Source organism: Pseudomonas anguilliseptica, assembly GCF_021375795.1.
Classification (GTDB): Bacteria; Pseudomonadota; Gammaproteobacteria; order Pseudomonadales; family Pseudomonadaceae; genus Aquipseudomonas; species Aquipseudomonas anguilliseptica_A.
Genome location: NZ_JAEIOI010000003.1, coordinates 519,314 through 545,660 on the forward strand (window position 1 = coordinate 519,314; position 26,347 = coordinate 545,660).

The window sequence follows — 26,347 nt, forward strand, 5'->3', positions numbered from 1 at the left end:
CCTCACAGCACGTAAACGAAGACAAACAGGCCAATCCACACCACATCGACAAAGTGCCAGTACCAGGCCGCCGCTTCGAAACCGAAATGCTGCTCGGGGCTGAAATGGCCACGGATCACCCGAATCAGCATGATGCTCAGCATCAGCGCACCCAAAGTCACGTGGGCACCGTGAAAGCCGGTGAGCATAAAGAAGGTGGCGCCGTAGATACCTGAGCCGAGGGTCAAACCCAGTTCGGTGTAGGCATGGATATATTCCTCGACCTGCAGCACCAGAAAGGCGATGCCAAGAAGCACGGTCAGCGCCAGCCAAAGAGTCAGCGGTTTACGGTGATTCTTGCGCAGCGCATGGTGGGCAAACGTCAGGGTGAAGCTGGAGGTCACCAGCAAAATGGTATTGATCAGCGGCAGCCCCCAGGCACCAATCACCCCACTGGGCGCAGGATAGAGTTTTGGATCAGGGGTGTTGAGCATCGGCCAGCTGTACTCGAAACCCGGCCAAAGCATGTTGGCGATACCCTTGTCGCCCTCGCCACCGAGCCAGGGCCCGGCCCAGGTGCGCACGTAGAACAGCACACCAAAGAACGCCGCAAAGAACATCACCTCGGAGAAGATGAACCAGCTCATGCCCCAGCGAAACGAGCGATCCATCTGCGGGCTGTAGAGGCCACCGCGACTTTCCTTGATCACGTTGCCGAACCAGCCGAACAGCATGTAGGCGAGAAAAAGACCGCCGATAAAGAAGATCAGCGGGCCATTGGAATCGGCGCGGTCCGCCTTCAGATCATTGAACCAGGTGCCCACGCCGTACACCGAAAACAGCATGCCCAACGTGGCGATGATCGGCCATTTGCTCTGGGCCGGGACGTAATAGTTTTCGTGGCTTTCATGACTCGACATTTATTGTTCTCCTTATGGAGCCGCCCGGGTAAGGGTCGCCTGTGCCACCGGCGGGATGCGCGCGGTAACGTCAAACAAGGTGTAGGCCAGGGTCAGGTGGCGAACATCTGCCGGTAAGTCTCGATCGACGATAAATTGCACCGGCATCTCGATGCGCTCGCCGGGTTGCAGAACCTGCTGGGTAAAGCAAAAGCATTCGGTCTTGTGGAAGTAAGCCGCGGCCTTGGACGGTGCCACGCTGGGAATCGCCTGGGCAGTCATCGGCTTGTCAGTGGGGTTGTGAGCAATAAACAGCATTTGCGTGCTGTCGCCCGGATGCACCACCACTTCATCCGCCTGAGGGCCGAACTCCCAGACCATCTCGGCAGCATTGGTGGCGAGAAACTGCACCCGCACCTGACGATTTTCATCCACCGTCTGGCTGCCAGCCTGATAGGCACCGGCGGTTTTGCCATTGATGCCGAAGGCCTGGCACATCACGTCATAGATCGGCACCAGGGCGAAGCCGAAGCCGAACATGGCCACCACCACCAGACACAGGCGGATAACCAGACGGCGGGTCGACAGGGCTTCGCTCATGGCCGCGCTCCTTATTTCACGTCCGGCGGTGTACTAAAGGTGTGGTAAGGCGCGGGGGACGGCACCGACCACTCCAGCCCTTCGGCCCCATCCCAGGGTTTTGCCGGTGCCGGTTTACCGCCACGAATGCACTTGATCACGATAAACAGGAACAGCAACTGGGTTGCGCCGAACATGAAGGCGCCGATGCTCGACACCATGTTGAAGTTGGCGAACATCATGTTGTAGTCCGGGATACGCCGCGGCATGCCGGCCAGGCCGACAAAGTGCATCGGGAAGAACGCCAGGTTCATGCCGACGAAACTCATCCAGAAATGCAGCTTGCCGAGGGTTTCGTCGTACATGTGCCCGGTCCACTTCGGCAGCCAGTAGTAAGCCGAGGCGAAGATGCCGAAGATCGCGCCGGGCACCAGCACATAGTGGAAATGCGCCACCACGAAGTAGGTGTCGTGGTACTGGAAGTCCGCCGGGGCGATGGCCAACATCAACCCGGAGAAACCGCCGATGGTGAACAAGATGACGAAGGCCACCGAAAACAGCATGGGCGTTTCGAAGGTCATCGAGCCGCGCCACATGGTGCTGGCCCAGTTGAACACTTTCACTCCAGTGGGCACGGCGATCAGCATGGTGGCATACATAAAGAACAGCTCGCCGGTCAGCGGAATGCCTACGGTGAACATGTGGTGCGCCCAGACGATAAACGACAGGAACGCGATGCTCGCAGTCGCATAGACCATTGAGGTGTAGCCGAACAGCGGTTTGCGGGCGAAGGCCGGTATGATTGAGCTGACAGCGCCGAAGGCCGGCAGAATCATGATGTACACCTCGGGGTGACCGAAGAACCAGAACACATGCTGGAACAGCACCGGGTCACCGCCACCGGCTGCACTGAAGAAGCTGGTACCGAAGTGGATGTCCATCAGCATCATGGTCACGCAACCGGCCAGAACCGGCATTACCGCGATCAGCAGGAAAGCGGTGATCAGCCAGGTCCAGACGAACAGCGGCATCTTCATCAGGGTCATGCCGGGAGCCCGCAGGTTGAGGATGGTGGCGACCACGTTGATCGCCCCCATGATCGAGCTGATACCCATCAGGTGCACGGCGAAGATAAAGAAGGTCACCGACTCCGGTGCGTAGGTGGTCGACAGCGGCGCATAGAAGGTCCAGCCGAAGTTCGGCCCGCCGCCCTCCATAAACAGCGTACTGACCAACATGCCAAAGGCCGCAGGAAGCAACCAGAAGCTGAAGTTGTTCATCCGCGGCAGGGCCATGTCCGGCGCGCCGATCATCAGCGGAATCATCCAGTTGGCCAGGCCGACGAAGGCTGGCATCACCGCGCCGAAGACCATGATCAGGCCGTGCATGGTGGTCATCTGGTTGAAGAACTCCGGCTGCACGATCTGCAGGCCCGGCTGGAACAGCTCGGCACGAATCACCATGGCCATGCTGCCGCCCAGCAGGAACATGGCGAAGCTGAACCACAGATACATGGTGCCGATGTCTTTGTGGTTGGTGGTCAACACCCAGCGCATCAGGCCTTTGGCCGGGCCGTGGTGATGGTCATGTCCGGCATGACCGTGGCCAGCGTGGCCCGGATCGATCACTGCACTCATGTCCTTACTCCTGAGCCTGTTTGAACGCGAGGATGTCTTTCGGCGTAACCATGTCGCCTACCGCATTGCCCCAGGCATTGCGCTCGTAGGTAATGATCGCGGCGATGTCGACTTCCGAGAGTTGCTTGCCGAAGGCCGCCATTGAGGTGCCCGGCTTGCCGTTGACCACGATGCCGATATGGCCGGCCGCAGGTCCGGTGGCAATTGCCGAGCCCTTGAGCGCCGGGAACATCGGCGGCAGGCCTTCGCCAGTGGGCTGGTGACAGGATGCGCAGTTGGTCTGGTAGGACTTCTCGCCACGGGCTATCAGCTCTTCCAGCGTCCATTCCTTACTGGTCAGCTCCTTCTCGGCGGCAGCCCTCTGCTTGCGCTCAGCCAGCCAGGCGGCGTAGTCCTCTTTTGATTTGGCTTCGACCACCACGGGCATAAAGCCGTGATCCTTGCCGCACAGTTCGGTGCACTGACCACGGTAGATGCCGGGCTCGTCAATGCGCGTCCAGGATTCGTTGACGAAACCGGGGATGGCATCCTTCTTCACCGCCAGTGCCGGCACCCACCAGGAGTGGATGACATCGGCGGCAGTGATCAGAAAGCGCACCTTGGTACCGACTGGCACCACCAATGGTTCGTCGACCTCCAGCAGGTAGTGCTCACCTTTGCTGGCCTTGTTATTGATCTGATCTTTGGGGGTCGCCAGGTTGCTGAAGAACTCGACGTCTTCACCCAGGTATTTGTAGTGCCACTTCCACTGGTAGCCGGTGACCTGAATATCCAGCTCCGACTCGCTGGAGTCGTAGATTTCGATCAGAGTCTTGGTGGCCGGTATGGCCATCAGCACCAGGATGATCAATGGAACGACGGTCCAGAGAATCTCGACCGTGGTGCTCTCGTGGAAGTGTGCCGGCTCTTGGCCTGTCGAGCGGCGGTGGACGAGCATCGACCAGAACATCGCGCCGAAGACGAGCACGCCAATCACGACGCAGATCCAGAAGATGGTCATGTGCAAGTCAAATACGGAGCGGCTGACCTCGGTGGCACCTGGCGTCATATTGACGCCCCAGCTGGCGTGCGCCGAGCTGAATACCAACCACAACAGGAGGCCCATCCAGACTCGTGGATGTCGCATCATTGCGGGTTCCCCTTAATTGTTCTTGTTATCCCGCCGAATCGGTCAGTGGCTAAGCCATCACACATCTTCACGGTGAAAATGCTTGTGAAAACTGTCCGTGCCGCAGCTGATTCGGAGTTATCAGGTACTGCCTTTCGAATTCGAGTATAGACACGGACTTGCACCTGGCAACGCGAAAGCCGAAATGAGGTGAAGGCCACAAAGCCCATGCTGAAAGCCGCGGCAGCCGTGGGATCGACGGAAATCTGCGATGGCTTATATAGCCGACTCGTATAACTGTTTAATAATTATGACAATCGGGTCTTAGCAGATGCGCTGAGCCAGCTAAGGTTCTCGCCCATGTCCTTAATTCAGGAGCCGTCATGAACATCGCCGCATTGCAGCAACTGATCCAGCGCGCGCAACAACACGAAGCCAGCACAGGTCAGTTGGCCGAACAGATGCGCAACCATCTGGATCAGTTACACCCGTCCATTCGCCTGCCCAACAGTGACACTGACGGCGTGCTGCTGCGCTTTGTCAGCGCTTATATCGAACAGGTGCCGGAGCTGCTGCAGGCAGCCCAGCAGGTGGCCCGCGAAGCCGGGATCGAGGCGCAAATCAAGCCGGTACTCAAGGTGGCCGAGCAGTTCTTTCTGCAGCCGCCGGCACTGATGGCCGGGCATGAAGGGTTGGAAGGATTGCTGGATGAGGCTTACCTGGCTCACCGCCTGGTTGAAGAGATGAATGACCGCTACATCACCCATCTGGGCGCGCCACTGATTCCACTGGATACCACTGTGGCCAACCTGATCGCCCACCAGTTGATCGGAGAGCCCTTTGCCAATCAGCTGGATGAAGCAGTGCATCACGCCGTTGATGGCATGCTCGACGATGCCAGCTTTGCCCAGGACTCGGTGCAGGCCTATCGCGAGCGCCTGCACAGCCCGCAGACCGAGGCGGCCTGGCAACGCTGGCCATGCCTGTCGCGACAGCTCGGGGTTGAGCTGCAACTGGGTGAAACCCGCGCGGTGGGTTAGCACGCCTTAACCCCTCGCGCGGTTGCTGACTAGCTGCTCGGCAGATAGCGCGCGCGAGGAGTGGCCATCGGCAGAGGGCCCTCACCGATCAGGCGGAACTCGCCCTTCTCCGCGTCGTAAGCCTTGATCTCGCTGGTTTCGATGTCATACACCCAACCGTGGATAAACAGCTGGCCGCTGGCCACGCGTGCCGCCACCGACGGGTGAGTACACAGATGATTGAGCTGGGCCACTACGTTCTCCTCAGTGAGAATGCCCAGCCTGTCATGACCTTCACAACCGCAGTTTGCCTCGACCACCTTGAGCGCCACTTCGCTGTGACGCAGCCAGGCCTTCACCGTCGGCATGCTCTCCAGGGTCTCAGGGGCCAGCACGGCCTTCATCGCACCGCAGTCAGAGTGGCCACAGACGATGATGTGTTGCACGCCCAGCGCCAGCACCGCGTACTCGATGGCGGTGGACACACCTCCCATCATCTGTCCGTAGGCCGGCACCACGTTGCCGACGTTACGGTTGACGAACAGGTCGCCTGGCGAGCTCTGGGTAATCAGCTCCGGCACCACCCGCGAGTCGGCGCAGGTGATAAACATCGCGCGCGGGTTCTGTGCAGTGGCGAGCTTCTTGAACAGCTCTTCCTGTTGCGGAAACACCTCACTGCGAAAACGTTTGAAACCGTCGACGATGCTCTGCAGTGCTTCTTCAGCACTCTCACTGCCGGTGCGCCCCTGCAACGGGATCAACTGATGCTTGTATGGCATGTTTGCGACCTCTGGACCTGAAAAAATCTGCTAAAGCGACAGCCAAGCCCGCTGGCGAGTCACATGGTAAATGTTACCGCCACTGACACGGGCAGCAACCACCACACTTTGCCGATTGTTCAGAGCAGTGCCAGCTGGCCACCCGGCGGGCAGAACCGTGAGCAGTCGAGGTTAAAGCCCTCGCGCCGATGCAGGCCCAGGCGCTTACTGGCCAGGGCGAAGCGTTGCGCCAGCAACTCGGCAAAGGCACCCTCACCGCGAAAGCGCTCACCGAAGCGGCTGTCATACAATGCGCCACCACGGCTCTGGCGGATCAGGCTGAGCACATGCTCGGCGCGCTGCGGGTAGTGCGCCTGCAACCACTCCTCGAACAGTGGCGCCACTTCGCGCGGCAGGCGTAGCAGCATGTAGCTGGCGCTCTGCGCGCCGGCCTCCTTGGCTGCGGCCAACAGATGCTCCAGCTCCATGTCATTGATCATCGGGATCATCGGCGAGCACAGCACGCCGACCGGAATGCGGTTATCACGCAGCACGCGGATCGCCCGCAGACGTGCCGCCGGCGCAGCGGCGCGCGGTTCCATGATGCGTTTGAGCTCGTCGTCCAGGGTGGTCAGGCTGATCATGACCGCCACCAGACGCTGCTGCGCCAGCTCGGCGAGCAAGTCGAGGTCACGCAGGATCAGCGAACCCTTGGTGACGATAGTGACCGGATGACGGTAGTCGAGCAGCACCTTGAGGCTGTTGCGCGTCAACAGATGCTGGCGCTCAATCGGTTGATAAGGGTCGGTGTTGGAACCCAAATTGATCGGCGCACACACATAACCGGGCTTGCTCAACTGCTGTTCAAGCAAGGCCACAGCGTTGGTCTTGGCGATCAACTTGGTTTCGAAGTCCAGCCCTGGCGACAAGTCCCAGTAAGCGTGGCTGGGCCTGGCGTAGCAATAAATGCAGCCATGTTCACAGCCGCGGTAGGGATTGAGCGAACGGTCGAAGGGCAGGTCGGGCGACTGATTGCGGGTGATGATGCTTTTCGCGGTTTCGCAACGCACCTCGGTCGCCCGGCTGGGCGGCACCTCCTGCAACCAGCCATCGTCAGTGGCGATAATGCGCTGTGGCGCAAAGCGGTTATGCGGATTACTGGCGGTACCGCGACCGCGCGGTGGCAGAGAAATGGACATGAGCTTACTCCACAAATTACTGTATATAAATACAGTAATTTGTGTGCATCACCAAGCGCCGACCGTCCGCCCAGGCTTAACCAGGGAGAGGAATCAACCCGCCACCAACAGTAGCAACAGCGGCAAACTGGCCGCCGCCAGCAGGGTTTGCAGGGTAATGATACCGGCCATCAACTGGCTATCGCCGCCCAGCTGGCGGGTCAATACATAGGCCGTCGGCGCAGTTGGCAGGGCAAAGAACAGCACCAACACAGTGCTCTCCATCGCCGGCAGGTGCAGACCATAGGCCACAGCCCAAGCCAGCATCGGCATGCCCAACAGACGCAGCAGGCTGTTCCACCCCAGAGCCGGAATCTCGCCGCCCAACTGCTCAGGTTTCAGCGCGGCCCCAACACAGAGCAGACCCAACGGCAGGCTGGCGGCGGCTAGCAGGCTGAGCAAACGGTCACTGCCGCCCGGCAGACCAAGGCCACTGAGGTTGACCAGCGCGCCGCCCAGGCAGGCAAGGATCAATGGATTCTTCAGGATCGGCAGCAACAGGCTGCGCGCGCTGACGCCACGCTCGGCGGTCAGCGACCAGACGGACAGCACATTCACCGTCGGCACCATCAGGGCGAGCATGATGGCCGCCAGGGTCAGGCCTTCCTGGCCGAACAGGCTGCCCACCGCCGCCAGCCCGAGGTAAGTGTTGAAGCGCAGAATGCCCTGGCTGAAGGCACCAAAACGCCCCGCTGGCCAACCGCGCACCCGGCGCACCAGCAACAGCGCCAGCCAGGCAATGCCCAGCGCCAGCAGCACGGCCAGCCCCAGGCGCGGCAACGCCGGGTTATCCAGCGGCGCATTCGCCAGGCTGCTGAACAGCAGCGCCGGGAACAGCACAAAATAATTAAGCCGCTCGGCCCCTGGCCAGAACGCTTCATTGGGGAACGCCCAGCGGCGCAGGTAATAGCCCGCAACGATCAGGGCAAACAATGGCCACAAGGCCAGCAGCAGTTCGATCACGACAACCCCTAATAACAGCAAGCGCCCATCTTGGTCAGCCGCGTAGGGTGACGCAAGTTCGATACTGGTATTAGGCTGTTTTACCTGACCATCTCGTCGAGAAAAGCTAATGAGCGAAAACCATCAAGGCGGCTGCCTGTGCGGAGGCTTGCGCTATGAATTCACCGCACCGTTGCAGGACATCGCCCACTGCCATTGCTCGACTTGTCGGCGCAGCAGCGGTGGCATCGTCACCACCTGGATCACCGTACCGCTGGCGAGCTTTCGCTGGCTGGCCGGCACACCACGCGAATATGCCTCGTCAGCCACGTGCACACGCAGCTTCTGCCCAACCTGCGGGGCGCAGCTGACGCTGTTCACCCGCCTCAGCCCGCACAGCCTGGATATCACCATCGCCACCCTCGACCAGCCCGAATTGGCCCCGGCGGATCGACATATCTGGGTGCAGAGTCGCCTGCCCTGGCTGCACCTGGACGAACATTTGCCGCAAGAACAGCAGGAACATATCCCGTAGAAAGTGCAGGCTCCATGCTCTGGTTAGCCCGAATGCAATCCAGGCTACGGCAACATTAAACCGCCACCCGCCTTATGCAGCGCGCGCAGGTGTTCGCCGAGTTGCGTCAGGTTGGCTTCAATGGCCTGCAATTCGGCCAGACGCGGCGGCTCCAGCAGGCGACGTACTTCTTGATCGAGGTCGTCACTGAGCTGGCGCAGTTGCTGCTGCCGCGCCTGGCTTTCGCGCTCCAGACGCTGCCATTCGGCACGCTGGGGCAAGCCGTAGCCGCCTTCCAGCAATTCCGCCGGGCGGCTGAGAAAGCCGCTGTTGGCAAGGATCTGCTGCAACGCGCCGCCAGCCTTATTTACCGTCGGATCAACGCCCTCACGCCCCGTCAGGTAGCGGCGCTTTAGCTCATCCTGGGCCAATAGCAGTTGCCGACGCAGTGCCGCCTGCTCGAGCAGCAGCAGAGCCGCACTGGTGCGCAGATCGGCGCGAGCAAACCAGGGCTGACGCTGCTCCGCCGATACGCCCAGCCAGTCCTCGACTTGCGTCTGTTCAATCGGCAGCTGCGCCTGCAGCACGCTAAACATGGCCTGGTAACGCTCACGGAACGAGTCGAAGCGATAGCCCAGGCGCAACGCTTCGGCGTCATCCGCCAGTACGCTGCGGTCGGCCAGACCACGGGCCACCAGGGTATCGAGCAGGCCGTTGGGCATGATGCTGTCGAGGGCCTGCAAGCGCGGGTGCTGGCTGCCGCTGCGCAACAATTTGAGGGTTTCCACCGCGCAGTTGTTGGAGAGGAACCAGTAATCGCCGTCATAGCTCCAGTGCTGCTCAGCCGCACGGGTCACCAGTTGTTCCAGCTGCGCGCGCTCCAGCCTGAGCGGCACCGACGCCAGGCTGCGCAGCTCGACCTTGGTGTACTCCTCGATCACCTGTTCCAGCGGCAGCACGAACAATCGCGACGGATACACCCCGGTCAGGCCATCCCAGCTGGACAGCTGCACGTCGCCAACAAAAGCCCGGTAAGAGAGCACCAGGTGCTCTTGCAGATCCAGCCGGCAATCAGGCCCCAGTGGCCGTCCAGGCGCACAGATCACCAGCCGCAGCATGCTATGGCCCCAGCGGCTGGCCAGCTCGTTGTTGGCCTCGGCCAGCAGGTAATCCACCTGATAGACCCGCTGCGGATCGATGCGGCCCAGTGGCTGGCGGGCAAAATCGCGCCCGGCATTCAGGTAGGCCAGCCCCTCTGCACAAGGCTCCTGATTGCTGGGCGACCAGGCGAAATGCGCACTCAGATAACGCGCCAACAACGGCCGTCGACAGGCGTAGCTGGGGTCGAGAAGGAAGTACTCCATATTCACCGCGAGAAACTCGCGCGGATTACTCAGCTCGTAGCTGTCCGGACTGCGCGCCACCTGATGATTGTCCGGCTCGCGCGCGCCACGCCGGCCAACCTGCTGCGGCCAGCCGGCCAGATCGAGCAGTTGCGGGTCATCACTCAGGGTAAAGCGCCGCGCCGTCTGCCCACGACAGTGATCGGGCAGGCCAACGGCACCCAGGCTCTGCTCACGTTGGCGGCACTGGCGTTGCAGCTGCCGCTCGGCCTGCGGCCAGAGCTGGGCACGGTCATACAGGTGAGTGAGTTCGTGCAGCACGGTGGCCAGCAGTTCGCGACGTACACTGCCGTGCGGGCGTGAAGTCTGTTGCGTGGCGCTGCTGCCATCGCTCAAGGCTGGCAGCAACGCGGCATTCAACTCGATCCCGCTAAAACGTCCAGCGCGGCCATAGACCTGCGCAGGCAGCTCGCCCCAGCGCACGCTGACGCGCCGATCAAGCTGTTGCCTGAACTGCGGTGGCAAGGCCTGTAGCGCGTCCTGCAGCAGCTGCTGACTGGCCTGTTGCTCGCCAGGGCTGAGCCCTTCGTCGTGCAACTGCAGACGCAGTTCTGCCTGGCTACAGCTGCTGGCCAGTAACGCCAGCATCAGCAGCCAGGCCCGTGGCCGACTCACAGGGCGAGAATGGCTTCAGCCAATACCAGGTCGGAAGCACCTTGCGCCTCAGGCACTTGACTGCGGAGGGTGCTGATAGCGGCTTCCAGCTGCGCACCACGGATCTTGCCAGCGCTGGCGACAAAGCTGGCAGCGTCATCGCGGGCAGCACGCACCACTTTCATATCGCGGATGGACGTGGTGGTATCCGAGGTGAAATCGAGGGTGCGATCCAACGCACGCACGATGATATTGCTGGTCGCAACCAGGGTTTGTGCCTGGGCCGTCGCACTGAGCAGGGCAACGGCGGCTACGGCACTGAGCAAGACAGGATGCATAGGAATCTCCAGAATCAGCCATCAACCCATGACGGGTTGCCTTGGACGGGCATTCTAACGCGCAGTTCCATGCCGCCGTTCAGGCACACACCGCATCGGTCACAGGCTGAGTATGGCGCTCGCCAGTTGCATGTCATCGCCCGGCAACCCTGGGGCCTGCTGACGCATATGCTGCAACGCAGCTTCGAGCTGCACGCCACGGATGCTGCCCTGGCTGGCCACAAAAGCGGCGGCGTCATCACGGGCGGCCAATACCACTTTGTCATCGCTGAACGACGAGGACACTCTCGACGAGGCTTCCGAAGTGGCACCGAGCGAGCCGACAACAGCGTCGGTGGTGACCACAAAGCTGGTGGCGCTGGCGCTACCGGCCACCGCCAGTAGCGTGGCCAGGCTGAGTGTGCGGATCATGTTCATGTACAACCTCCTGGAAAATCCCAACAGACAGGCTGGGTTGAGTGTAGACCCCAGCCTGGCCAGTTGGTTGCCTGCACTTAACGCCAGAAGGGTTTGGCCAACTCGTTCTGCCGCTGGGCTTCGCTGATCCCGGCATCGGCCAGCTGGCGACTGTCCAGGCAGGCCAGTTGCTTGCGCGTGCGCTGGTTACGCTGCCAGCTGCACAGCGCAGCATAGGCGCGCAACCAGAATGGGCGAGTCACCTGCACGGTCGAAGACGGTGGGCGTTTAAGCGTACGTTCCATGGCACATTTCCTTGTCAGAGACGAGAGAGGGCAGCCTATGGTGCGCGTCGCCAGATAAAGCAGGCAGAGACAGCGTCGCGGCATTGTTATGGTGCAGTTCAGGCTCTGACCAAACTGTACTGGCTTCAAGCTCGACAGACTGTTACAGGCCGCGGCCTGTTGCCGGAATTAAACACCGGTAGATAAAAAGAAAGCCCCAACACGCAGGGCGCTGGAGCTTTCAAAAATCCCATTAAGGGAGGAGCAGAAGTCGGTGCCTGGTGGCGTTAACGCCAGAAGGGCTTGCTCAGTTCGGCATGACGCTGGGCTTCGCTGATGCCGGCATCGGCGAGCAGGCGGGCGTCAAGGCGAGCCAGCTGGCGGCGGCTGATAATGCGGCGCTGCCATTGCAGAACGGTGGTGAAGATACGCAGCGGCAGAGCGCTGGAGCCGGTGGCTTGGCTGTGGTCGAAAAACAGGTCGGAACTGAGGGTACGTTCCATGGTGATCATCCTTCCGCTTGTGGCGGGTCAGTGGTGTGTTGCGATGGATAAATTATTGCCGTTACCCCCACTGCGCAGTAGCCACAGCTGGACGAAATTGCAGTGCAAATAGATAGTTTGCTTTGTAACTGTCTTGTTTGTTTTTCACTCAACTGTACTGCCCATAAGTGCTTTAGCCTGCTTAAGTTAATATTGCAGTTTAAAGCACTGCTTAAATCTTTCAGCGCAGTGAATTTATATAGGTACAGTTGCAAATTGCACTTCTATTACAGTTGACCTGTTTTTCAGATTTTTGCTCGAAAAACCGGATTTTCTGATCACCTAGACAGAAAGTGTATGGTCACCAGACCGACCCAACATCAGCATCGACACAACAACCCTGCGGAAGTACCACAGGCACAAAAAAGCCCGGCACAAGGCCGGGCTTTTCGACAGCGCAGCAGCGAGGGTTAGTCGACTGCTTTGACCATGTCTTCGATGACTTTCTTGGCGTCGCCGAAGACCATCATGGTCTTGTCCAGGTAGAACAGTTCGTTATCCAGGCCGGCGTAACCGCTGGCCATCGAGCGCTTGTTGACGATCACGGTCTTGGCTTTGTAAGCCTCGAGGATCGGCATGCCGGCGATCGGCGACTTCGGATCGTTCTTCGCGGCCGGGTTGACCACGTCGTTCGCGCCCAGCACCAGCACCACGTCGGCCTGGCCGAACTCGGAGTTGATGTCTTCCATCTCGAACACCTGCTCGTAAGGCACTTCGGCCTCGGCCAGCAGAACGTTCATGTGGCCAGGCATACGACCGGCAACCGGGTGGATCGCGTACTTCACGGTCACGCCGCGATGGGTCAGCTTCTCGGCCAGCTCCATCAGTGCGTGCTGGGCACGGGCTACCGCCAGGCCGTAGCCCGGAACGATGATCACGGTGTCGGCGTTGGTCAGCAGGAAGGCCGCGTCGTCGCTCGAACCGGATTTCACCGGGCGAGCTTCCTTGGCACCCGCAGGGCCGGCTTCTTCAGCCGCGCCACCGAAACCACCGAGGATCACGTTGAAGAACGAACGGTTCATCGCCTTGCACATGATGTACGAGAGGATCGCGCCCGAAGAACCCACCAGCGAACCGGCGATGATCAGCATCGAGTTGTTCAGCGAGAAGCCGATACCGGCCGCCGCCCAGCCCGAGTAGCTGTTGAGCATCGACACCACCACCGGCATGTCGGCACCACCAATCGGGATGATGATCAGCACGCCGATGATGAACGCCAGCACGGTCAGCGCTGCGAAGGCACGCACGTCGCCAGTGATGCTGTAGTAGATGCCCAGGCCGATGATGGCCAGACCAAATACCAGGTTCAGCATGTGCTGACCCTTGAACTGTACAGGCGCGCCTTGGAACAGGCGGAACTTGTACTTGCCCGACAGCTTGCCGAAAGCGATGACCGAACCAGAGAAGGTGATTGCGCCGATAGCCGAACCGAGGAACAGCTCAACACGGTTGGCCACCGGAATGGCGTCGCCCAGTGCAGCCACGATGCCCAGCGATTGCGGCTCAACCACAGCAGCAATGGCAATGAACACGGCGGCCAGACCGATCATGCTGTGCATGAAGGCGACCAGTTCCGGCATCTTGGTCATTTCAACGCGCTTGGCCATGATCGAGCCGGCGGTGCCACCGACCAGCAGGCCGACGATCACGTAACCGATGCCCTGGGTCGCGAGTTCAGCGCCCAGCTTGTAGATCAGGCCGACGGTGGTGAGCACCGCAATGCCCATACCGATCATGCCGAACAGGTTGCCGCGACGCGACGTAGTCGGGTGCGACAAGCCCTTGAGCGCCTGGATAAAGCAGATCGAGGCGACGAGGTAGAGAACAGTGATCAGATTCATGCTCATCGGTGCTTCTCCACCTGCGCCTTAGGCGCTTTCTTCTTGAACATTTCCAGCATGCGCCGGGTTACCAGGAAACCACCGAACACGTTGACCGCAGCCAGTGCCACGGCCAAGGTGCCCATGGCCTTGCCCAGCGGGGTCACGGTCAGGGCGGCAGCCAGCATGGCGCCGACGATGACGATCGCGGAAATCGCGTTGGTCACGGCCATCAGCGGGGTGTGCAGAGCCGGGGTCACGTTCCATACCACGTGGTAGCCCACGTAGATGGCCAGCGCGAAGATGATCAGGTTGTAGATGCCGTCGGAAATCATATCCATGAGCGGTGCTCCCCTTAGCCGTTAGTGCGCACGACGTTGCCATCGCGGCACATCAGGCACGCGGCGACGATGTCGTCTTCAAGGTTGAGGTGGAACTTACCTTCGCCGTCGATGACCAGCTTGAGGAAGTCCAGCAAGTTGCGTGCGTACAGTGCCGAAGCATCTGCCGGCACCATGGCCGCCAGGTTGCTGTGGCCGACGATGGTCACGCCATGCTTGACCACTACCTGCTCGGCTTCAGTCAGCGGGCAGTTGCCGCCTTGCGCCGCGGCCAGGTCGATGATCACCGAGCCCGGTTTCATTTCGGCGACGGTCGCCTCATGCAGCAGAGTCGGCGCCTTGCGGCCCGGAATCAGTGCGGTGGTGATGACGATGTCAGCCTGCTTGGCGCGTTCATGCACTGCCTTGGCCTGACGCTCCATCCACGAAGCTGGCATCGGACGGGCATAACCACCCACGCCCTGGGCGCACTCACGCTCTTCATCGGTCTCGAACGGCACGTCGACGAACTTGGCGCCGAGCGACTCGATCTGCTCCTTCACGGCCGGACGCACGTCCGAAGCCTCGATCACCGCACCCAGACGCTTGGCCGTGGCGATGGCCTGCAGGCCAGCGACACCGGCGCCGAGAATCAGGATGCGCGCGGCCTTCACGGTACCGGCAGCAGTCATCAGCATCGGCATAAAGCGCGGATAGTGGTGCGCGGCCAGCAGCACAGCTTTATAGCCGGCGATGTTGGCTTGCGAACTCAGCACGTCCAGGCTCTGCGCGCGGGAAGTACGCGGTGCAGCTTCCAGAGCAAAGGCCGTAACGCCACGGGCGTTGATGCGCGCGATGGTCTCGTTGCTGAACGGGTTGAGCATGCCAACCAGCACGGCACCGGCTTTCATGTGAGCCAGTTCGGCATCGGTCGGGGCGACCACTTTCAGCACCAGATCGGCACCGAAGGCTGCTGAATCGTTGCCAATGGTGGCACCGACAGCTTCATAGGCGCTGTCCGGAATGCTCGCGCTCACGCCAGCACCGGTCTGTACAGTCACCTGATGGCCCTGGCCGATCAGCTTCTTGATGGTTTCGGGAGTTGCGGCAACGCGCGTCTCACCAGCATGGGTTTCGAGAGGAACACCGATGTGCACTTCAATTCTCCTGCGTGATCTTTTTAGTGAACCGGCGCACTGCGGGTGGCACGCGGGCAATGGGGAGGATCAGCACAATCCCAACCTGCAGACAACACAGACACAAGCGGGGCGCGGCATTTTGCAGGCGAAGGGCATAGCCTTCAAGGCGTTATGAAGTAAAACCTTGCGATAACTACAAGTCACTGCATGACCTTCCGACCGACAAAAACCCGCAAAGCCTTGTGGAGCAAGGCTTATAGCCAATCGGCCGATACAAAGTGGGGTTAATACATTCTTGGCGCAAATACAGCGCCATCAGATCAACGGCGATGCTCCCGATAAATCGGTAGAGCCACTGTTTCAGAGGGCTACAGACGTTTTTGTGTGCAAAAAATGCAACACTTTGGGCGCGCCGTGGAGTGCACAAGTGTAGCCACTGAGATAGCTGACTACGGGGTCAACATTGATCTGGCGCGCACTCTAGGCGGCCTGTATGGTGAGGTAAAGCAATTTCCGACGGTTTGCCGCCGAAGGGTTGACGGCCTTTTTCGTCAACAACCTGACAGGCCGTTGTCTATTTCAGGCCATGGGCCAGGGCATAGGCGTGTGCCTCGCGCACCAGCCAGTCGCGCAGCAGCAACAGCGCTGCCGATTCCAGCTTGCGTTCAGGGATAATCAGGTAATACGCCTTGTCGCTCGACAGGCTCAGCGGCGCGGCAATCACCAGCCGCCCCTCGTCCAGCTCACGGCGGATCAGAAACGGCGGAATCAGCGCCACGCCCATCTCATGCATGGCTGCCTGGGCCAGCATGGAAAACAGCTCATAACGCGGCCCGGCCATATCCCGCGTGGTGTTCAGGCCTTGGGCGTTGAACCACTGACGCCAGGCGTAAGGCCGCGTGGTCTGCTGCAACAGCGGCAGGCTGGCGATCTGCTCCGCGCTCAATTGCGCCTGCCCGGCAAGCAGCGCCGGGCTGCACACTGGCATCGGGTTCTCGCCCATCAGCAGGTGGGCCTGGGTCCCGGACCAGTCGCCATCGCCGAAGTACACCGCCGCATCGAACTCGGTGTCGGCGAACAGAAAGGGCCGGGTGCGGTTGGTCAGGTTGACCGTGATCTCGGGATGCAAACGCTGAAAGTCCTTCAACCTAGGCAGCAGCCACTGGGTGCCGAAGGTCGGCACCACCGCCAGTTCGATACTCATCGCGCCTTGCTGGCCCATCACTGCCAGGGTGTCGCGCTCCACCGCATCAAGCTGGCCGGCCACTCGCCGCGCGTAGGATTGTCCGGCTTCGGTGAGCAGCACACCACGCCGCGAACGGCGGAACAGCTCGATATTAAGGAAGGCCTCCAGCGCGGCAATCTGCCGGCACACCGCGCCCTGGGTCAGGCTCAGTTCCTGCGCCGCCTTGGTAAAACTCTGGTGCCGAGCGGCGGACTCGAACGCGATAAGGGCGGCGGTGCTGGGGATCTTGCGGCGCATTTGTGCGTCACTCTCACTTTATTCGGTAAAAAATGCCGAATAAGCCTATCTCGAAGTGAGCAATACGCACAATTGCGTGCACATTACTCGTTTGCCTGCCTGCCACAAGCCGCCTAGGATCAATCTCACGCTTCGCGGGTGTTTATCCCCGCACCTTTACTGTCCTGATTCGAGGTTTCCCGCATGGCCAAGGCAAGCTTTAACTGGATCGACCCGCTGCTGCTCGACCAGCAACTGACCGAAGAAGAACGCATGGTGCGTGACAGCGCTCAGCAGTTCGCCGCCGACAAGCTGGCCCCGCGCGTAATGGAAGCCTTCCGCCATGAGCAGACCGACCCGAAAATCTTCCGCGAGATGGGCGACACCGGCCTGCTCGGCGCCACCATCCCCGCCGAATACGGCGGCAGTGGCCTGAACTACGTGTGCTACGGCCTGATTGCCCGCGAAGTCGAGCGCATCGACTCCGGCTACCGCTCGATGATGAGCGTGCAGTCCTCCCTGGTGATGGTGCCGATCTATGAATTCGGCAACGAAGCGACCAAACAGAAATACCTGCCCAAGCTGGCCAGCGGCGAATATATCGGCTGCTTTGGCCTCACCGAGCCGGATCACGGCTCCGACCCAGGCTCGATGATCACCCGCGCGAAAAAGGTCGACGGCGGCTACCGCCTGACTGGCGCGAAGATGTGGATCACCAACTCGCCAATCGCTGACGTGTTTGTGGTCTGGGCCAAGGATGATGCCGGCGAGATTCGCGGCTTTGTCCTGGAAAAAGGCTGGCAGGGCCTGAGCACCCCGGCGATTCACGGCAAGGTCGGCCTGCGCGCCTCGATCACCGGCGAAATCGTCATGGACAACGTGTTCTGCCCTGAAGAAAACGCCTTCCCTGACGTGCGCGGCCTGAAAGGCCCGTTCACCTGCCTCAACTCCGCCCGCTATGGCATCAGCTGGGGCGCCTTGGGTGCGGCCGAGTTCTGCTGGCACACCGCGCGTCAGTACACCCTCGACCGCAAACAGTTCGGCCGCCCGCTGGCGCAAACCCAGCTGATCCAGAAGAAACTCGCCGACATGCAGACCGAGATCACCATGGCCCTGCAAGGCTGCCTGCGCCTCGGCCGGATGAAGGACGAAGGCACCGCTGCGGTGGAAATAACCTCGATGATGAAGCGCAACAGCTGCGGCAAGGCCCTGGACATCGCCCGTATGGCCCGCGACATGCTCGGCGGCAACGGCATCAGTGACGAGTACGGCGTGGCCCGCCACCTGGTCAACCTGGAAGTGGTCAACACCTATGAAGGCACCCACGACGTCCACGCGCTGATCCTGGGTCGCGCGCAGACCGGCTTGCAGGCGTTCTTCTAAGGCCTGCTCTGCGCCGCACGCTTTTCTCCCCTCGCTATTGATGGGGGGAGAGGGCAGCGGTTGGCAGCGATTCTGCTCTCTCTCCCTAACCCTCTCCCGCAAGCGGGAGAGGGAACTTGTTCGTGAGGTTCTTATGTCCGGCGCCCTATCGCATATCCGCGTTCTCGATCTGTCCCGCGTACTGGCAGGGCCCTGGGCCGGGCAGATTCTCGGGGACCTGGGTGCCGAGGTGATCAAGGTCGAGCGTCCCGGCACAGGCGACGATACCCGTCACTGGGGCCCGCCCTACGTGAAGGATGCCGAGGGCAACGACTCGCGCGAGGCAGCCTATTTCCAGAGCGCCAACCGCAACAAACAATCGGTGACCCTGGATTTCACCCAGCCCGAAGGCCAGCGTCTGGTGCGTGAGCTGGTGCAGAACTGCGACGTGCTGCTGGAGAACTTCAAGGTCGGCGGCCTGGCGGCGTATGGCCTCGATTACGCATCCCTCAAGGCGCTCAACCCGCGCCTGATCTACTGCTCGATCACTGGCTTCGGGCAAAACGGGCCCTACGCCAAGCGAGCAGGTTATGACTTTATGATCCAGGGCCTCGGCGGGCTGATGAGTCTGACCGGTAAGCCCGACGGCGAGGAGGGTGCCGGCCCCATAAAGGTCGGCGTCGCCCTCACCGATATTCTCACCGGCCTGTACGCCACGGTCGGCGTGTTGGCGGCACTCAACCAGCGCGAACAGTCCGGCATCGGCCAACATATCGATGTGGCGCTGCTCGACGTGCAGGTGGCCTGCCTGGCCAACCAGGCGATGAATTATCTGAACACCGGTGTCTCACCGAAACGCCTGGGCAACGCTCACCCGAATATCGTGCCCTACCAGGATTTCCCCTCGGCCGATGGCAACTTCATTATCGCCGTGGGTAACGACGGACAATTCCGCAAGCTTTGCGAGGTTGCCGGCCTTACGGCTTTGGCCGATGACCCGCGTTTTTCTTCGAACAAGGCGCGCGTCGCCCACCGCGCCGAGCTGATTCCGCTGCTGCGTCAGGCCACGGTGTTCAAAACCACCGCCGAATGGGTGACGCTGCTGGAAGCCGCCGGCGTACCCTGCGGGCCGATCAACGACCTCGCCCAGGTATTTGCCGACCCGCAAGTACAGGCACGCGGCCTGCGTATCGACCTGCCCAACAGCTTGGGCAGCACCACCCCGCAGGTGGCCAGCCCGCTGCGCCTGTCGGAAACCCCGGTGCAATACCGCAACGCACCGCCGCTGCTCGGCGAACACACCGAACAGGCACTCGCCCGCCACCTGGGGCTAAACGCCGAGCAGATCGCGGCGCTGCGTGAAGCGGGGGTGCTGTAGAACGCGCTAACCCGGCTGCCCATCCACCCGCGCTGTGCAGAACATCACCGCGTAGTGGCGCACGAACAGGGCAAAGGCCGCGATCCACAACAGGCTGGACAAACCCAGCCCGCTGGCCGGGGCAAACGGCACCAGCAGCACCCGCGCCACAACGGCCAGTTGCAGGCAGGCAAACGCCCAGCCCATCACCGCAGGTGGCTGCAATGGCCGCCCGGTATGGCCCAGGCTGACCCGCGCGAGCATCGCCAGAATCGCCCCGCCGACCGTACCCAGCGCCAGCGCGTGGTAGGCCAGGCTGGCGTTGCTCAGCCAGCCTGCATGCCAGGCCGCCAGAGTCAGCAGCGCCAGCGGCAGCCAGGCGTAGGCCAGATGCAATGACCAGAGCAGCGGCACACGCCAGATCCCGACGTTGTACCAGTGCCACAGACGCAAACCGTGCAGCGCAGCCAGGGCCAGCAACAGCGGCAACATCCATATCGATGGCTGCAAGGCCAGGCCACTGGCAAACAGCAGCGCCAGGCTCAGAGACAGCACGAGCACCAGCACATCCAGCCGGGGTCTTGGGGTAGCAGGCGCAATCTGGTTGAGACCGCGTTGAGTAAAAAACGGAATCACCCGCCCGCCGATAATGCTCACCAGCGCCGCGATCAGCCACAAACCGGCCAATGCGCCGCGCCGCTGTAATTCATCATCGCCACGCCACAGGCCATACAGCAGCAACCACTCACAGGCCGCCATCAGCAGCACCACAACCACCAACGGGTAATTACGCCATTGCCGCACGACCCACAACTGTCGCCCAAGCACCAGTGCCAGCAGCGGCAACAACGGCAGTTGCAAGGCCAGCAGCACAGGCAATGGCACCCCAACCAGCCAGGCCAGCCGCGCCAGCAGCCAGAGCGCGAACAACCCCGCCAGCGGCCAACCACTCAGCCCCGGCCGGCCCGTCCAGTTCTGCACGGCGGTCAGCAGAAAGCCGGCAATGATCGCCCCGGCAAAACCGAACGGCAGCTCATGTCGGTGCCAGGCCAGGCTGCCGCCCACAGGCTGCCAACCAGGCAGATAACCCAACAGCACCGCCGCCCACAGGCCAATCGCCAACACGGCAAACAACGCGCCGCCGAGAAAAAACGGACGAAACCCCAGCCGCCACAGCGGCGCAATGCTCAACTCACGCTGCCTATCACGCAGTAACACAGCAAGGCTCCTGTTGTTTACGCAGATGCTGCTGCGCGGCCAGGCGCAGCACATAACCAAGCTTGAGCAGACCGGGGCCGATGATGGTCAACGAATGCGCCATCACCAGACTGCCCATGCTTAACTGCGCCTCCAGGCCGTAAGCCCCAAGCAGACCGCCGAGCAACAGCAGCACGCCAACCAGCAACATGCGATTGGCCAGTTGCAGCGCCCGCAAGGGGCAGGACAGATACGCCAACATAATCACCTCCCAGGCTGCTAAGCCCCTGTTTAGCTATCCAGCGCGCTGGCCGGACCGAAGAACTCGTAATGACTCTGCGCCGCCGGTACACCGAGGCTGTGCAGATGCCGTTTGACCTGCGCCATAAACGGCTTGGGGCCCAGGAAGTAGGCATCCAGATCACGCTGCTCGGGCAACCATTGATCAAGCTGCTCCAGGCTGAGAAAGCCCTCGCCATCCGCCTCATCGCCCGCACGCGGTTCGCTGTAGCACACGTAATGGCGCAGTTGCGGACGCTCGCTGCGCTGCGCCTCAACCCAGTCGCGGAAGGCATGCACCCCGGCATGCCGCGCGCAGTGGATAAAGTGGATCTCGCGGCCACTGTCCCGCGCGGCTTCAAGCATGCTCAGGGCCGGGGTGATGCCAACGCCCGCGCTGATCAGCACCAACGGCTTGTTTGAGTCACGCAGGACAAAATCCCCGGCCGGAGCGAACAGCTCCAGGCTATCGCCAACCTGCAACCGGTCATGCAGGTAATTGGACACCTTGCCGCCCACCTCACGCTTGACGCTGATGCGGTACTCGCGGCCATTGCCCAGGGCCGACAGCGAGTAGTTGCGGCGCTGCTCGCCACCGTCCAGCAGCAGGCGCATGCCGATATATTGGCCAGGCTGGAAGGCGGCCAGCGCACCGCCATCGGCTGGGGCCAGGTACAGCGAAACGATTTCTTCGCTCTCCTGCACCTTGCGGCTCAAACGGAAACTGCGCGCCCCGCGCCAGCCACCCTCGGCATTGGCGTTGGCGCTGTAGGCCGCCTCTTCGGCACCAATAAGGATGTCCGCCAACTGCCCGTAGGCCACCGCCCAGGCCTCGATCACCGCATCGGTGGCGATCTCCTCACCCAGCACTTCACGAATCGCTCGTAGCAGGCAGCTGCCAACAATCGGGTAATGCTCGGGCAAGATCTGCAGCGACACATGCTTATTGACGATCTGTCCTACTAGAGGCCCCAACGCCTCAAGCCGGTCGATATGCCGGGCATACATCAGCACCGCATTGGCCAGCGCACGTTGCTGGCCACCACTGGCCTGGTGCGCCTGGTTGAACAGCGCGCGCACCTCGGGGTACTCGCTGAGCATCATCTGGTAGAAGTGTCGGGTCAGGGCCTCGCCGCCGCTTTCCAGCAGCGGCACGGTGGCTTTGATCAGAGCGGTTTGGGCGGGGGTCAACATGCAAGGCTTCCTCGTCGGGGCGACACGCTGTACTTGCGCAGCGGTCTGGTTCATATCACCCTGACTACTACAGGAAACATGCCAATTATTTTATTTATATAAATCAAAGACTTATTAATTCTTGTGTCTTTATGACAGCAAGAATTTCGAGTCTTAATGACAGCTAACGTGTCCTTATGACTGCAAACCCGCTGCTTACCGCGCTGATCCCCCTGGTCGCCGACCTGTCCCGCGAACTGCCGGAGGCCGAACGCTATCGCCGCCTGCTGCAGGCACTGCGGCAGCTGCTGCCGTGCGACGCCGTGGCGCTGCTTAAACTCGACGGCGACGTGCTGATTCCGCTGGCCGTCGAAGGGCTGAGCGCCGACACCCTCGGCCGGCGCTTCAAGCTCGACGAACAGCCGCGCCTGCGGGCGTTATTGGCGCAACGTGGGCCGATCCGCTTTGCCACCGATTGCGACATGCCCGACCCCTATGACGGCCTGGTCGACGGCCATCGCGGCCACCTGCCCGTGCATGACTGCCTCGGCTGCCCGCTGTATGTGCAGGACCAGCCTTGGGGTCTGCTGACCCTCGACTCGCTTGATCCAGCGAGCTTCGGCCGGGTTGATCTGGACAACCTGCACGCCTTTGCCAGCCTGGCCGCCGCCACCGTGATGGCCAATGAACGGATCAATGCGCTGTTGCAACACGCCGAAGATCAGCACCAGTTGGCCGAGGCTTACAAACAGGCCGCCGGCCAGCAACGCCCGCGTGAACTGATCGGCCAGAGCGCCGTGCACAAGCGCCTGGCAGCTGAGATTGCGCTGGTCGGCAACAGCGAGCTGAGCGTGCTGATCAGCGGTGAAACCGGGGTTGGCAAGGAGCTGGTCGCCGAAGCCCTGCACGCCGCCTCGCCACGCGCGGCCAAACCACTGATCAGCCTCAACTGCGCAGCACTGCCCGACAGCCTGGTGGAAAGCGAATTGTTCGGCCATGTACGCGGGGCCTTTACTGGCGCGCACAACGAGCGCCGTGGCAAGTTCGAACTGGCCGACGGCGGCAGCCTGTTTCTCGATGAAATCGGCGAACTACCGCTGCCCGCGCAAGCCAAGCTGCTGCGCGTGCTGCAAAGCGGCCAGCTGCAACGGGTGGGCGCCGATCAGGAACAGCGGGTCAACGTGCGCGTGCTGGCCGCCAGCAACCGCGACCTGGCTGAGGAAGTGCGCGCTGGACGCTTTCGCGCCGACCTCTACCATCGCCTTAGCGTTTATCCCCTGAAAGTCCCGGCCCTGCGCGAGCGCGGCCGCGATATATTGCTGCTGGCCGGCTACTTTCTCGAAGAAAACCGCGCACGCCTGGGGCTGCGCAGCCTGCGCCTGACCAGCGACGCCCAGGCCAGCCTGCTGGCGTACAACTGGCCGGGTAATGTGCGTGAACTCGAACACCTGATCGGTCGCGCTGCACTCAAGGCACTGGCCAGTTGCAGCGAACGCCCGCGCATCCTCAGCATCGACAGCCCCCACTTCGACCTCCCGCAGCAGCAAGCCGCCGAGCCGCAGCCTGCGACAAGCAACCCGGTCATACAGGCCAACACCCTGCCCCTGCGCGAAGCCGTCGACGCCTACCAGAAACAGCTGATCAGCCAGACACTCGACCGCCACCAACACAAATGGGCCGCCGCCGCCCGCGAGCTGGGCATCGACCGCGCCAACCTGATCCGCCTGGCCAAGCGCTTGGGTTTGGAAAAACCGTCCGAGTTAATAAGTCTTGGCTCTGACCATGGTGCTCGCGATACAACGGCGACTTGATCAACTCCCAGCCCTTACAGCCAGTGCAGAAAGAGCATTGAGTGCGACAGCAAAAACTAGAAATCGCTTACTGCTGACTTATTCACTTTCCGTTGTTCTGTAGGCCTGCATCTGATGCGTGGGCGTTGTGGGGAAGGCCAGTTGCAAACGGCCGGTTTGAACCAACTGCTTTAAGTGCTGTTTGCGCAGGGAGTCAGCATTGCGGCTCAACAACTCGGCCAGACAGGTTCCAGTTATGTAATGACCATGACAGACATCAACGATCGCGCGCTGCATTTCATCGGCATCCAGCTTGCGATAAGCCCGAGCCAACAAGGCACTCTCGACAAGGGCTCTACGAAAGTCCTCATTCAACAGCGCAAGATCATCGATCAGAGGCGCATCCAATTTTTCTGTAAGCCTGCGGCCCTGGCTATCGCGCTGACAGCTTTTGTCACCGCTCTCTGGCAAATGTCCGGAGCTGACCAGCAAATGTCCGGAGCTTCCGGCCAAATGTCCGGAGCTAACTAGCAAATGTCCGGAGCTGTCGGTCAAATATTCGGAGCTCTCCGACAGATATTCGGAGCCACCGCCAAACACATCTTCCGGCGTTGGTAAACCTGCACCAGGCAAACAATAAACGGCACCACGACCGGGATTGTGGCTTTCCAGAAACCCCGTTCGCACCAACCCTTGCAGCAATCGGGACGCCTCAAGCGACTGTATGCCTGTCATTTCCATTATTCGTGCATGGCTGACGGTCCGCTCGGAAGCAGCGGCTGCCAGTGTCAGACGCTCATCGTGGGACAGCTGATCGAAGGCCATACCGAACTGCAATCGAAGAGCGGCGAGCACTTCTGCCGGCAACAGATCGACCATACGCAGCTCGAGCAATGTCTGGTTGTAAGGCTCAGCACGCTCGAACAGTGCAGGAGTGCGCCAGTGCCGGTCTTTCCAGCCCGCATAAATTTTCGGAATCCCCGAACCTGCCTGCTCACCCACACCAACGAAGCGGAACATCTTGTGCAGTGTGCGATTGCGGCAGTCATGCTCACCACCGCGAATAGCCACCTCAGGTGGCACGCGCATTAACCCTGGATTACGAAACCCGAACATGTCCGGACGTTTGACAACCAGCACCGAGGCGCGATCAGAATAGTCCGCATGCACCAGCACATTGGCCAGCGCCTCGCGCAGTGCTACATGTACCGGCGTCTCGTCCTGACGCTCGCCTTTCTCAAGCTTGAATGGCACCTTCAGATCAGCCGTGAGCTTGAGGTAGACCTTGCGGTAGAAGTCGAACAGATTGCCCGACCATTTGCCGTCCAAGGTGACGCGATCCACCCAACGCAATTCGGTACGTGCTTCCGGTCGCTCCTGATAGTCGAGCATGTAGTTGGGCAACGCCTCCTGGATAGTGCTCATCCAACCGAACATCAGCAACCCCGCCAGAGTAAGGCCTGCAGTATCGTTCTCACGATCACGACGCCAGCCGCCAATCTGACGCAAGAACTCCTGATCCTCCAGCGTGTTCCACGGATGCACAGGATCACGGTTGGCAAATACCTGACGGTAGGCACGCAGGGTCTCGCCACACAGGTCGTCAAGATGGTAACCCTTGAGAATACGGTCATCACGACTGTCTTCCACCTGTTCGGCAAGCATCCGCTTTACATCTTCATCGGATACATGGCGGTCACCGTCATTCAGTCGGCGATAGGTATGGCCGAAGGGATTGGTCGTCAGATACACCGGGCGCTGTTTACGATTGGCGCGAGGCACATCCACCAACAGCAGAGTGCGGCCGCCCAGTTCGACCTCGCGCACGTTGCCATCGCTCAGCAGGTTGGCACTAACCTGCTTGCGGTTATTGAGATTGTCGAACAGCTCCTTTCGCACTTTGGCTGGGTTGACGATGCCTTCTACCTGGAACTGACCTTTCTTCTCCCGCACCCCGAGTAACACCACGCCGCCCTGGGTATTGGCAAAAGCGCTATAGGTCAGCCAGAAATCCTCCGGCAATGCACCCTGACCGTCACGCCCCGCCGCGAGCTTGCATTCGAGATCGATGGATTCACGCAAGAGTTCAAGGTCGGAGGGGGAGTGGAGGTCGATCATTGCTGAAGTATTCCTGCTTAAAAGGACTGCGGCTAACAGAGCATAAACTCTTCAACCTGGCCGAATGTATTTCGCGCAGGTTGCCCCTGCAGCCTCAGCT

Annotated in this window: 25 protein-coding genes; 5 read left to right on the top strand and 20 right to left on the bottom strand. The window is 61.0% G+C overall.

All coding sequences use genetic code 11. The features are described from left to right. Positions 1-2: 2 nt before the first annotated feature. Genes IOD17_RS13970 through coxB form a run of 4 tightly spaced genes read right to left on the bottom strand, consistent with a single transcriptional unit; the run spans position 3 to position 4,223 of the window. The gene (locus tag IOD17_RS13970; RefSeq protein ID WP_233685670.1) at positions 3-899 is read right to left on the bottom strand and encodes a cytochrome c oxidase subunit 3; all 897 of its coding nucleotides are present in this window, start codon (positions 897-899) and stop codon (positions 3-5) included. A gap of 12 nt (positions 900-911) precedes the next feature. Continuing rightward, positions 912-1,478, bottom strand: a complete 567-nt coding sequence (locus tag IOD17_RS13975) for a cytochrome c oxidase assembly protein (RefSeq protein ID WP_233685671.1) — start codon at positions 1,476-1,478, stop codon at positions 912-914. Positions 1,479-1,489: 11 nt separating this feature from the next. Continuing rightward, the gene (ctaD, locus tag IOD17_RS13980) at positions 1,490-3,094 is read right to left on the bottom strand and encodes a cytochrome c oxidase subunit I (RefSeq protein WP_233685672.1); all 1,605 of its coding nucleotides are present in this window, start codon (positions 3,092-3,094) and stop codon (positions 1,490-1,492) included. A 4-nt stretch (positions 3,095-3,098) separates the two neighbouring features. Beyond that, entirely contained in the window at positions 3,099-4,223 is a 1,125-nt protein-coding gene (gene coxB / locus IOD17_RS13985; RefSeq protein WP_233685673.1) for a cytochrome c oxidase subunit II, read from the bottom strand. A 362-nt stretch (positions 4,224-4,585) separates the two neighbouring features. Here coxB and IOD17_RS13990 point away from each other — a divergent pair, with 362 nt between their 5' ends. Then, positions 4,586-5,242 (top strand): hypothetical protein, encoded by a 657-nt coding sequence (locus tag IOD17_RS13990; RefSeq protein ID WP_233685674.1) that lies wholly within the window; start codon positions 4,586-4,588, stop codon positions 5,240-5,242. 29 nt (positions 5,243-5,271) lie between these two features. Here the strand turns inward: IOD17_RS13990 and IOD17_RS13995 are convergent, their stop codons facing one another. The 3 genes from IOD17_RS13995 to IOD17_RS14005 form a co-directional block, all read right to left on the bottom strand. Beyond that, positions 5,272-6,000, bottom strand: a complete 729-nt coding sequence (locus IOD17_RS13995; RefSeq protein WP_233685675.1) for a carbonic anhydrase — start codon at positions 5,998-6,000, stop codon at positions 5,272-5,274. A 119-nt stretch (positions 6,001-6,119) separates the two neighbouring features. Next, a complete protein-coding gene (locus tag IOD17_RS14000) occupies positions 6,120-7,178 on the bottom strand; it encodes a PA0069 family radical SAM protein (protein ID WP_233685676.1) in 1,059 nt (352 codons plus the stop codon). Positions 7,179-7,271: 93 nt separating this feature from the next. Next, entirely contained in the window at positions 7,272-8,201 is a 930-nt protein-coding gene (locus IOD17_RS14005) for an AEC family transporter (protein WP_233685677.1), read from the bottom strand. A gap of 88 nt (positions 8,202-8,289) precedes the next feature. Between IOD17_RS14005 and IOD17_RS14010 the strand changes: the two genes are divergently transcribed. Beyond that, positions 8,290-8,694 (top strand): GFA family protein, encoded by a 405-nt coding sequence (locus IOD17_RS14010; RefSeq protein ID WP_233685678.1) that lies wholly within the window; start codon positions 8,290-8,292, stop codon positions 8,692-8,694. 44 nt (positions 8,695-8,738) lie between these two features. Here the strand turns inward: IOD17_RS14010 and IOD17_RS14015 are convergent, their stop codons facing one another. From IOD17_RS14015 to IOD17_RS14055, 9 genes are all read right to left on the bottom strand, one after another. Next, positions 8,739-10,664: a DUF4105 domain-containing protein gene (locus IOD17_RS14015; RefSeq protein WP_233685679.1), complete on the bottom strand. Its 1,926-nt coding sequence runs from the start codon at positions 10,662-10,664 to the stop codon at positions 8,739-8,741. 23 nt (positions 10,665-10,687) lie between these two features. Then, on the bottom strand, positions 10,688-11,008 hold the full coding sequence (locus tag IOD17_RS14020; RefSeq protein WP_233685680.1) for a DUF2388 domain-containing protein: 321 nt from the start codon (positions 11,006-11,008) through the stop codon (positions 10,688-10,690). Between the two features lie 99 nt (positions 11,009-11,107). Then, positions 11,108-11,425, bottom strand: coding sequence for a DUF2388 domain-containing protein (locus tag IOD17_RS14025; protein WP_233685681.1), 318 nt, complete (start codon positions 11,423-11,425; stop codon positions 11,108-11,110). 77 nt (positions 11,426-11,502) lie between these two features. After that, the gene (locus tag IOD17_RS14030) at positions 11,503-11,709 is read right to left on the bottom strand and encodes a DUF1127 domain-containing protein (RefSeq protein WP_233685682.1); all 207 of its coding nucleotides are present in this window, start codon (positions 11,707-11,709) and stop codon (positions 11,503-11,505) included. A 266-nt stretch (positions 11,710-11,975) separates the two neighbouring features. Beyond that, complete coding sequence (locus IOD17_RS14035) at positions 11,976-12,191, bottom strand: DUF1127 domain-containing protein (RefSeq protein WP_233685683.1); 216 nt, start codon at positions 12,189-12,191, stop codon at positions 11,976-11,978. A gap of 449 nt (positions 12,192-12,640) precedes the next feature. After that, positions 12,641-14,077, bottom strand: a complete 1,437-nt coding sequence (locus IOD17_RS14040; RefSeq protein WP_233685684.1) for an NAD(P)(+) transhydrogenase (Re/Si-specific) subunit beta — start codon at positions 14,075-14,077, stop codon at positions 12,641-12,643. Beyond that, complete coding sequence (locus IOD17_RS14045; RefSeq protein WP_233685685.1) at positions 14,074-14,391, bottom strand: NAD(P) transhydrogenase subunit alpha; 318 nt, start codon at positions 14,389-14,391, stop codon at positions 14,074-14,076. The genes IOD17_RS14040 and IOD17_RS14045 overlap by 4 nt, the downstream gene beginning before the upstream one ends. Positions 14,392-14,405: 14 nt before the next feature. After that, on the bottom strand, positions 14,406-15,527 hold the full coding sequence (locus tag IOD17_RS14050) for a Re/Si-specific NAD(P)(+) transhydrogenase subunit alpha (RefSeq protein ID WP_233685686.1): 1,122 nt from the start codon (positions 15,525-15,527) through the stop codon (positions 14,406-14,408). Positions 15,528-16,083: 556 nt separating this feature from the next. After that, the gene (locus IOD17_RS14055; protein ID WP_233685687.1) at positions 16,084-16,992 is read right to left on the bottom strand and encodes a LysR family transcriptional regulator; all 909 of its coding nucleotides are present in this window, start codon (positions 16,990-16,992) and stop codon (positions 16,084-16,086) included. Positions 16,993-17,175: 183 nt separating this feature from the next. Here IOD17_RS14055 and IOD17_RS14060 point away from each other — a divergent pair, with 183 nt between their 5' ends. Then, entirely contained in the window at positions 17,176-18,354 is a 1,179-nt protein-coding gene (locus IOD17_RS14060; protein WP_233685688.1) for an acyl-CoA dehydrogenase, read from the top strand. 133 nt (positions 18,355-18,487) lie between these two features. Then, on the top strand, positions 18,488-19,711 hold the full coding sequence (locus IOD17_RS14065; protein ID WP_233685689.1) for a CaiB/BaiF CoA transferase family protein: 1,224 nt from the start codon (positions 18,488-18,490) through the stop codon (positions 19,709-19,711). Between the two features lie 6 nt (positions 19,712-19,717). Here IOD17_RS14065 and IOD17_RS14070 read toward each other — a convergent pair whose 3' ends face one another. The 3 genes from IOD17_RS14070 to hmpA are packed head-to-tail and all read right to left on the bottom strand — an operon-like array spanning position 19,718 to position 22,360. Continuing rightward, a complete protein-coding gene (locus tag IOD17_RS14070) occupies positions 19,718-20,908 on the bottom strand; it encodes an NnrS family protein (protein WP_233685690.1) in 1,191 nt (396 codons plus the stop codon). Further along, positions 20,895-21,149 carry a transmembrane sensor/regulator PpyR gene (locus IOD17_RS14075; RefSeq protein ID WP_233685691.1) on the bottom strand — a complete coding sequence of 85 codons (255 nt, stop codon included), beginning with the start codon at positions 21,147-21,149 and terminating at the stop codon, positions 20,895-20,897. The genes IOD17_RS14070 and IOD17_RS14075 overlap by 14 nt, the downstream gene beginning before the upstream one ends. Positions 21,150-21,178: 29 nt before the next feature. After that, positions 21,179-22,360 (bottom strand): NO-inducible flavohemoprotein, encoded by a 1,182-nt coding sequence (hmpA, locus tag IOD17_RS14080; protein ID WP_233685692.1) that lies wholly within the window; start codon positions 22,358-22,360, stop codon positions 21,179-21,181. A 176-nt stretch (positions 22,361-22,536) separates the two neighbouring features. Between hmpA and norR the strand changes: the two genes are divergently transcribed. Continuing rightward, on the top strand, positions 22,537-24,150 hold the full coding sequence (norR, locus tag IOD17_RS14085) for a nitric oxide reductase transcriptional regulator NorR (RefSeq protein WP_233685693.1): 1,614 nt from the start codon (positions 22,537-22,539) through the stop codon (positions 24,148-24,150). Between the two features lie 78 nt (positions 24,151-24,228). Here norR and IOD17_RS14090 read toward each other — a convergent pair whose 3' ends face one another. Then, positions 24,229-26,247 (bottom strand): RNA-binding domain-containing protein, encoded by a 2,019-nt coding sequence (locus tag IOD17_RS14090; protein WP_233685694.1) that lies wholly within the window; start codon positions 26,245-26,247, stop codon positions 24,229-24,231. Positions 26,248-26,347 lie beyond the last annotated feature (100 nt).

Coding starts and splice junctions, on each gene's coding strand:
- IOD17_RS14040 (WP_233685684.1), bottom strand. CDS start 14,077: ATGAGCATGAATCTGATCACTGTTCTCTACCTCGTCGCCTCGATCTGC.
- IOD17_RS14075 (WP_233685691.1), bottom strand. CDS start 21,149: ATGTTGGCGTATCTGTCCTGCCCCTTGCGGGCGCTGCAACTGGCCAAT.
- IOD17_RS14015 (WP_233685679.1), bottom strand. CDS start 10,664: ATGCTGGCGTTACTGGCCAGCAGCTGTAGCCAGGCAGAACTGCGTCTG.
- IOD17_RS14090 (WP_233685694.1), bottom strand. CDS start 26,247: ATGATCGACCTCCACTCCCCCTCCGACCTTGAACTCTTGCGTGAATCC.
- norR (WP_233685693.1), top strand. CDS start 22,537: ATGACTGCAAACCCGCTGCTTACCGCGCTGATCCCCCTGGTCGCCGAC.
- IOD17_RS14020 (WP_233685680.1), bottom strand. CDS start 11,008: ATGCATCCTGTCTTGCTCAGTGCCGTAGCCGCCGTTGCCCTGCTCAGT.
- IOD17_RS13970 (WP_233685670.1), bottom strand. CDS start 899: ATGTCGAGTCATGAAAGCCACGAAAACTATTACGTCCCGGCCCAGAGC.
- IOD17_RS14065 (WP_233685689.1), top strand. CDS start 18,488: ATGTCCGGCGCCCTATCGCATATCCGCGTTCTCGATCTGTCCCGCGTA.
- IOD17_RS14010 (WP_233685678.1), top strand. CDS start 8,290: ATGAGCGAAAACCATCAAGGCGGCTGCCTGTGCGGAGGCTTGCGCTAT.
- IOD17_RS14035 (WP_233685683.1), bottom strand. CDS start 12,191: ATGGAACGTACCCTCAGTTCCGACCTGTTTTTCGACCACAGCCAAGCC.
- IOD17_RS14060 (WP_233685688.1), top strand. CDS start 17,176: ATGGCCAAGGCAAGCTTTAACTGGATCGACCCGCTGCTGCTCGACCAG.
- IOD17_RS14055 (WP_233685687.1), bottom strand. CDS start 16,992: ATGCGCCGCAAGATCCCCAGCACCGCCGCCCTTATCGCGTTCGAGTCC.
- coxB (WP_233685673.1), bottom strand. CDS start 4,223: ATGATGCGACATCCACGAGTCTGGATGGGCCTCCTGTTGTGGTTGGTA.
- ctaD (WP_233685672.1), bottom strand. CDS start 3,094: ATGAGTGCAGTGATCGATCCGGGCCACGCTGGCCACGGTCATGCCGGA.
- IOD17_RS13975 (WP_233685671.1), bottom strand. CDS start 1,478: ATGAGCGAAGCCCTGTCGACCCGCCGTCTGGTTATCCGCCTGTGTCTG.
- IOD17_RS13990 (WP_233685674.1), top strand. CDS start 4,586: ATGAACATCGCCGCATTGCAGCAACTGATCCAGCGCGCGCAACAACAC.
- IOD17_RS14025 (WP_233685681.1), bottom strand. CDS start 11,425: ATGAACATGATCCGCACACTCAGCCTGGCCACGCTACTGGCGGTGGCC.
- IOD17_RS14030 (WP_233685682.1), bottom strand. CDS start 11,709: ATGGAACGTACGCTTAAACGCCCACCGTCTTCGACCGTGCAGGTGACT.
- hmpA (WP_233685692.1), bottom strand. CDS start 22,360: ATGTTGACCCCCGCCCAAACCGCTCTGATCAAAGCCACCGTGCCGCTG.
- IOD17_RS14000 (WP_233685676.1), bottom strand. CDS start 7,178: ATGTCCATTTCTCTGCCACCGCGCGGTCGCGGTACCGCCAGTAATCCG.
- IOD17_RS13995 (WP_233685675.1), bottom strand. CDS start 6,000: ATGCCATACAAGCATCAGTTGATCCCGTTGCAGGGGCGCACCGGCAGT.
- IOD17_RS14045 (WP_233685685.1), bottom strand. CDS start 14,391: ATGGATATGATTTCCGACGGCATCTACAACCTGATCATCTTCGCGCTG.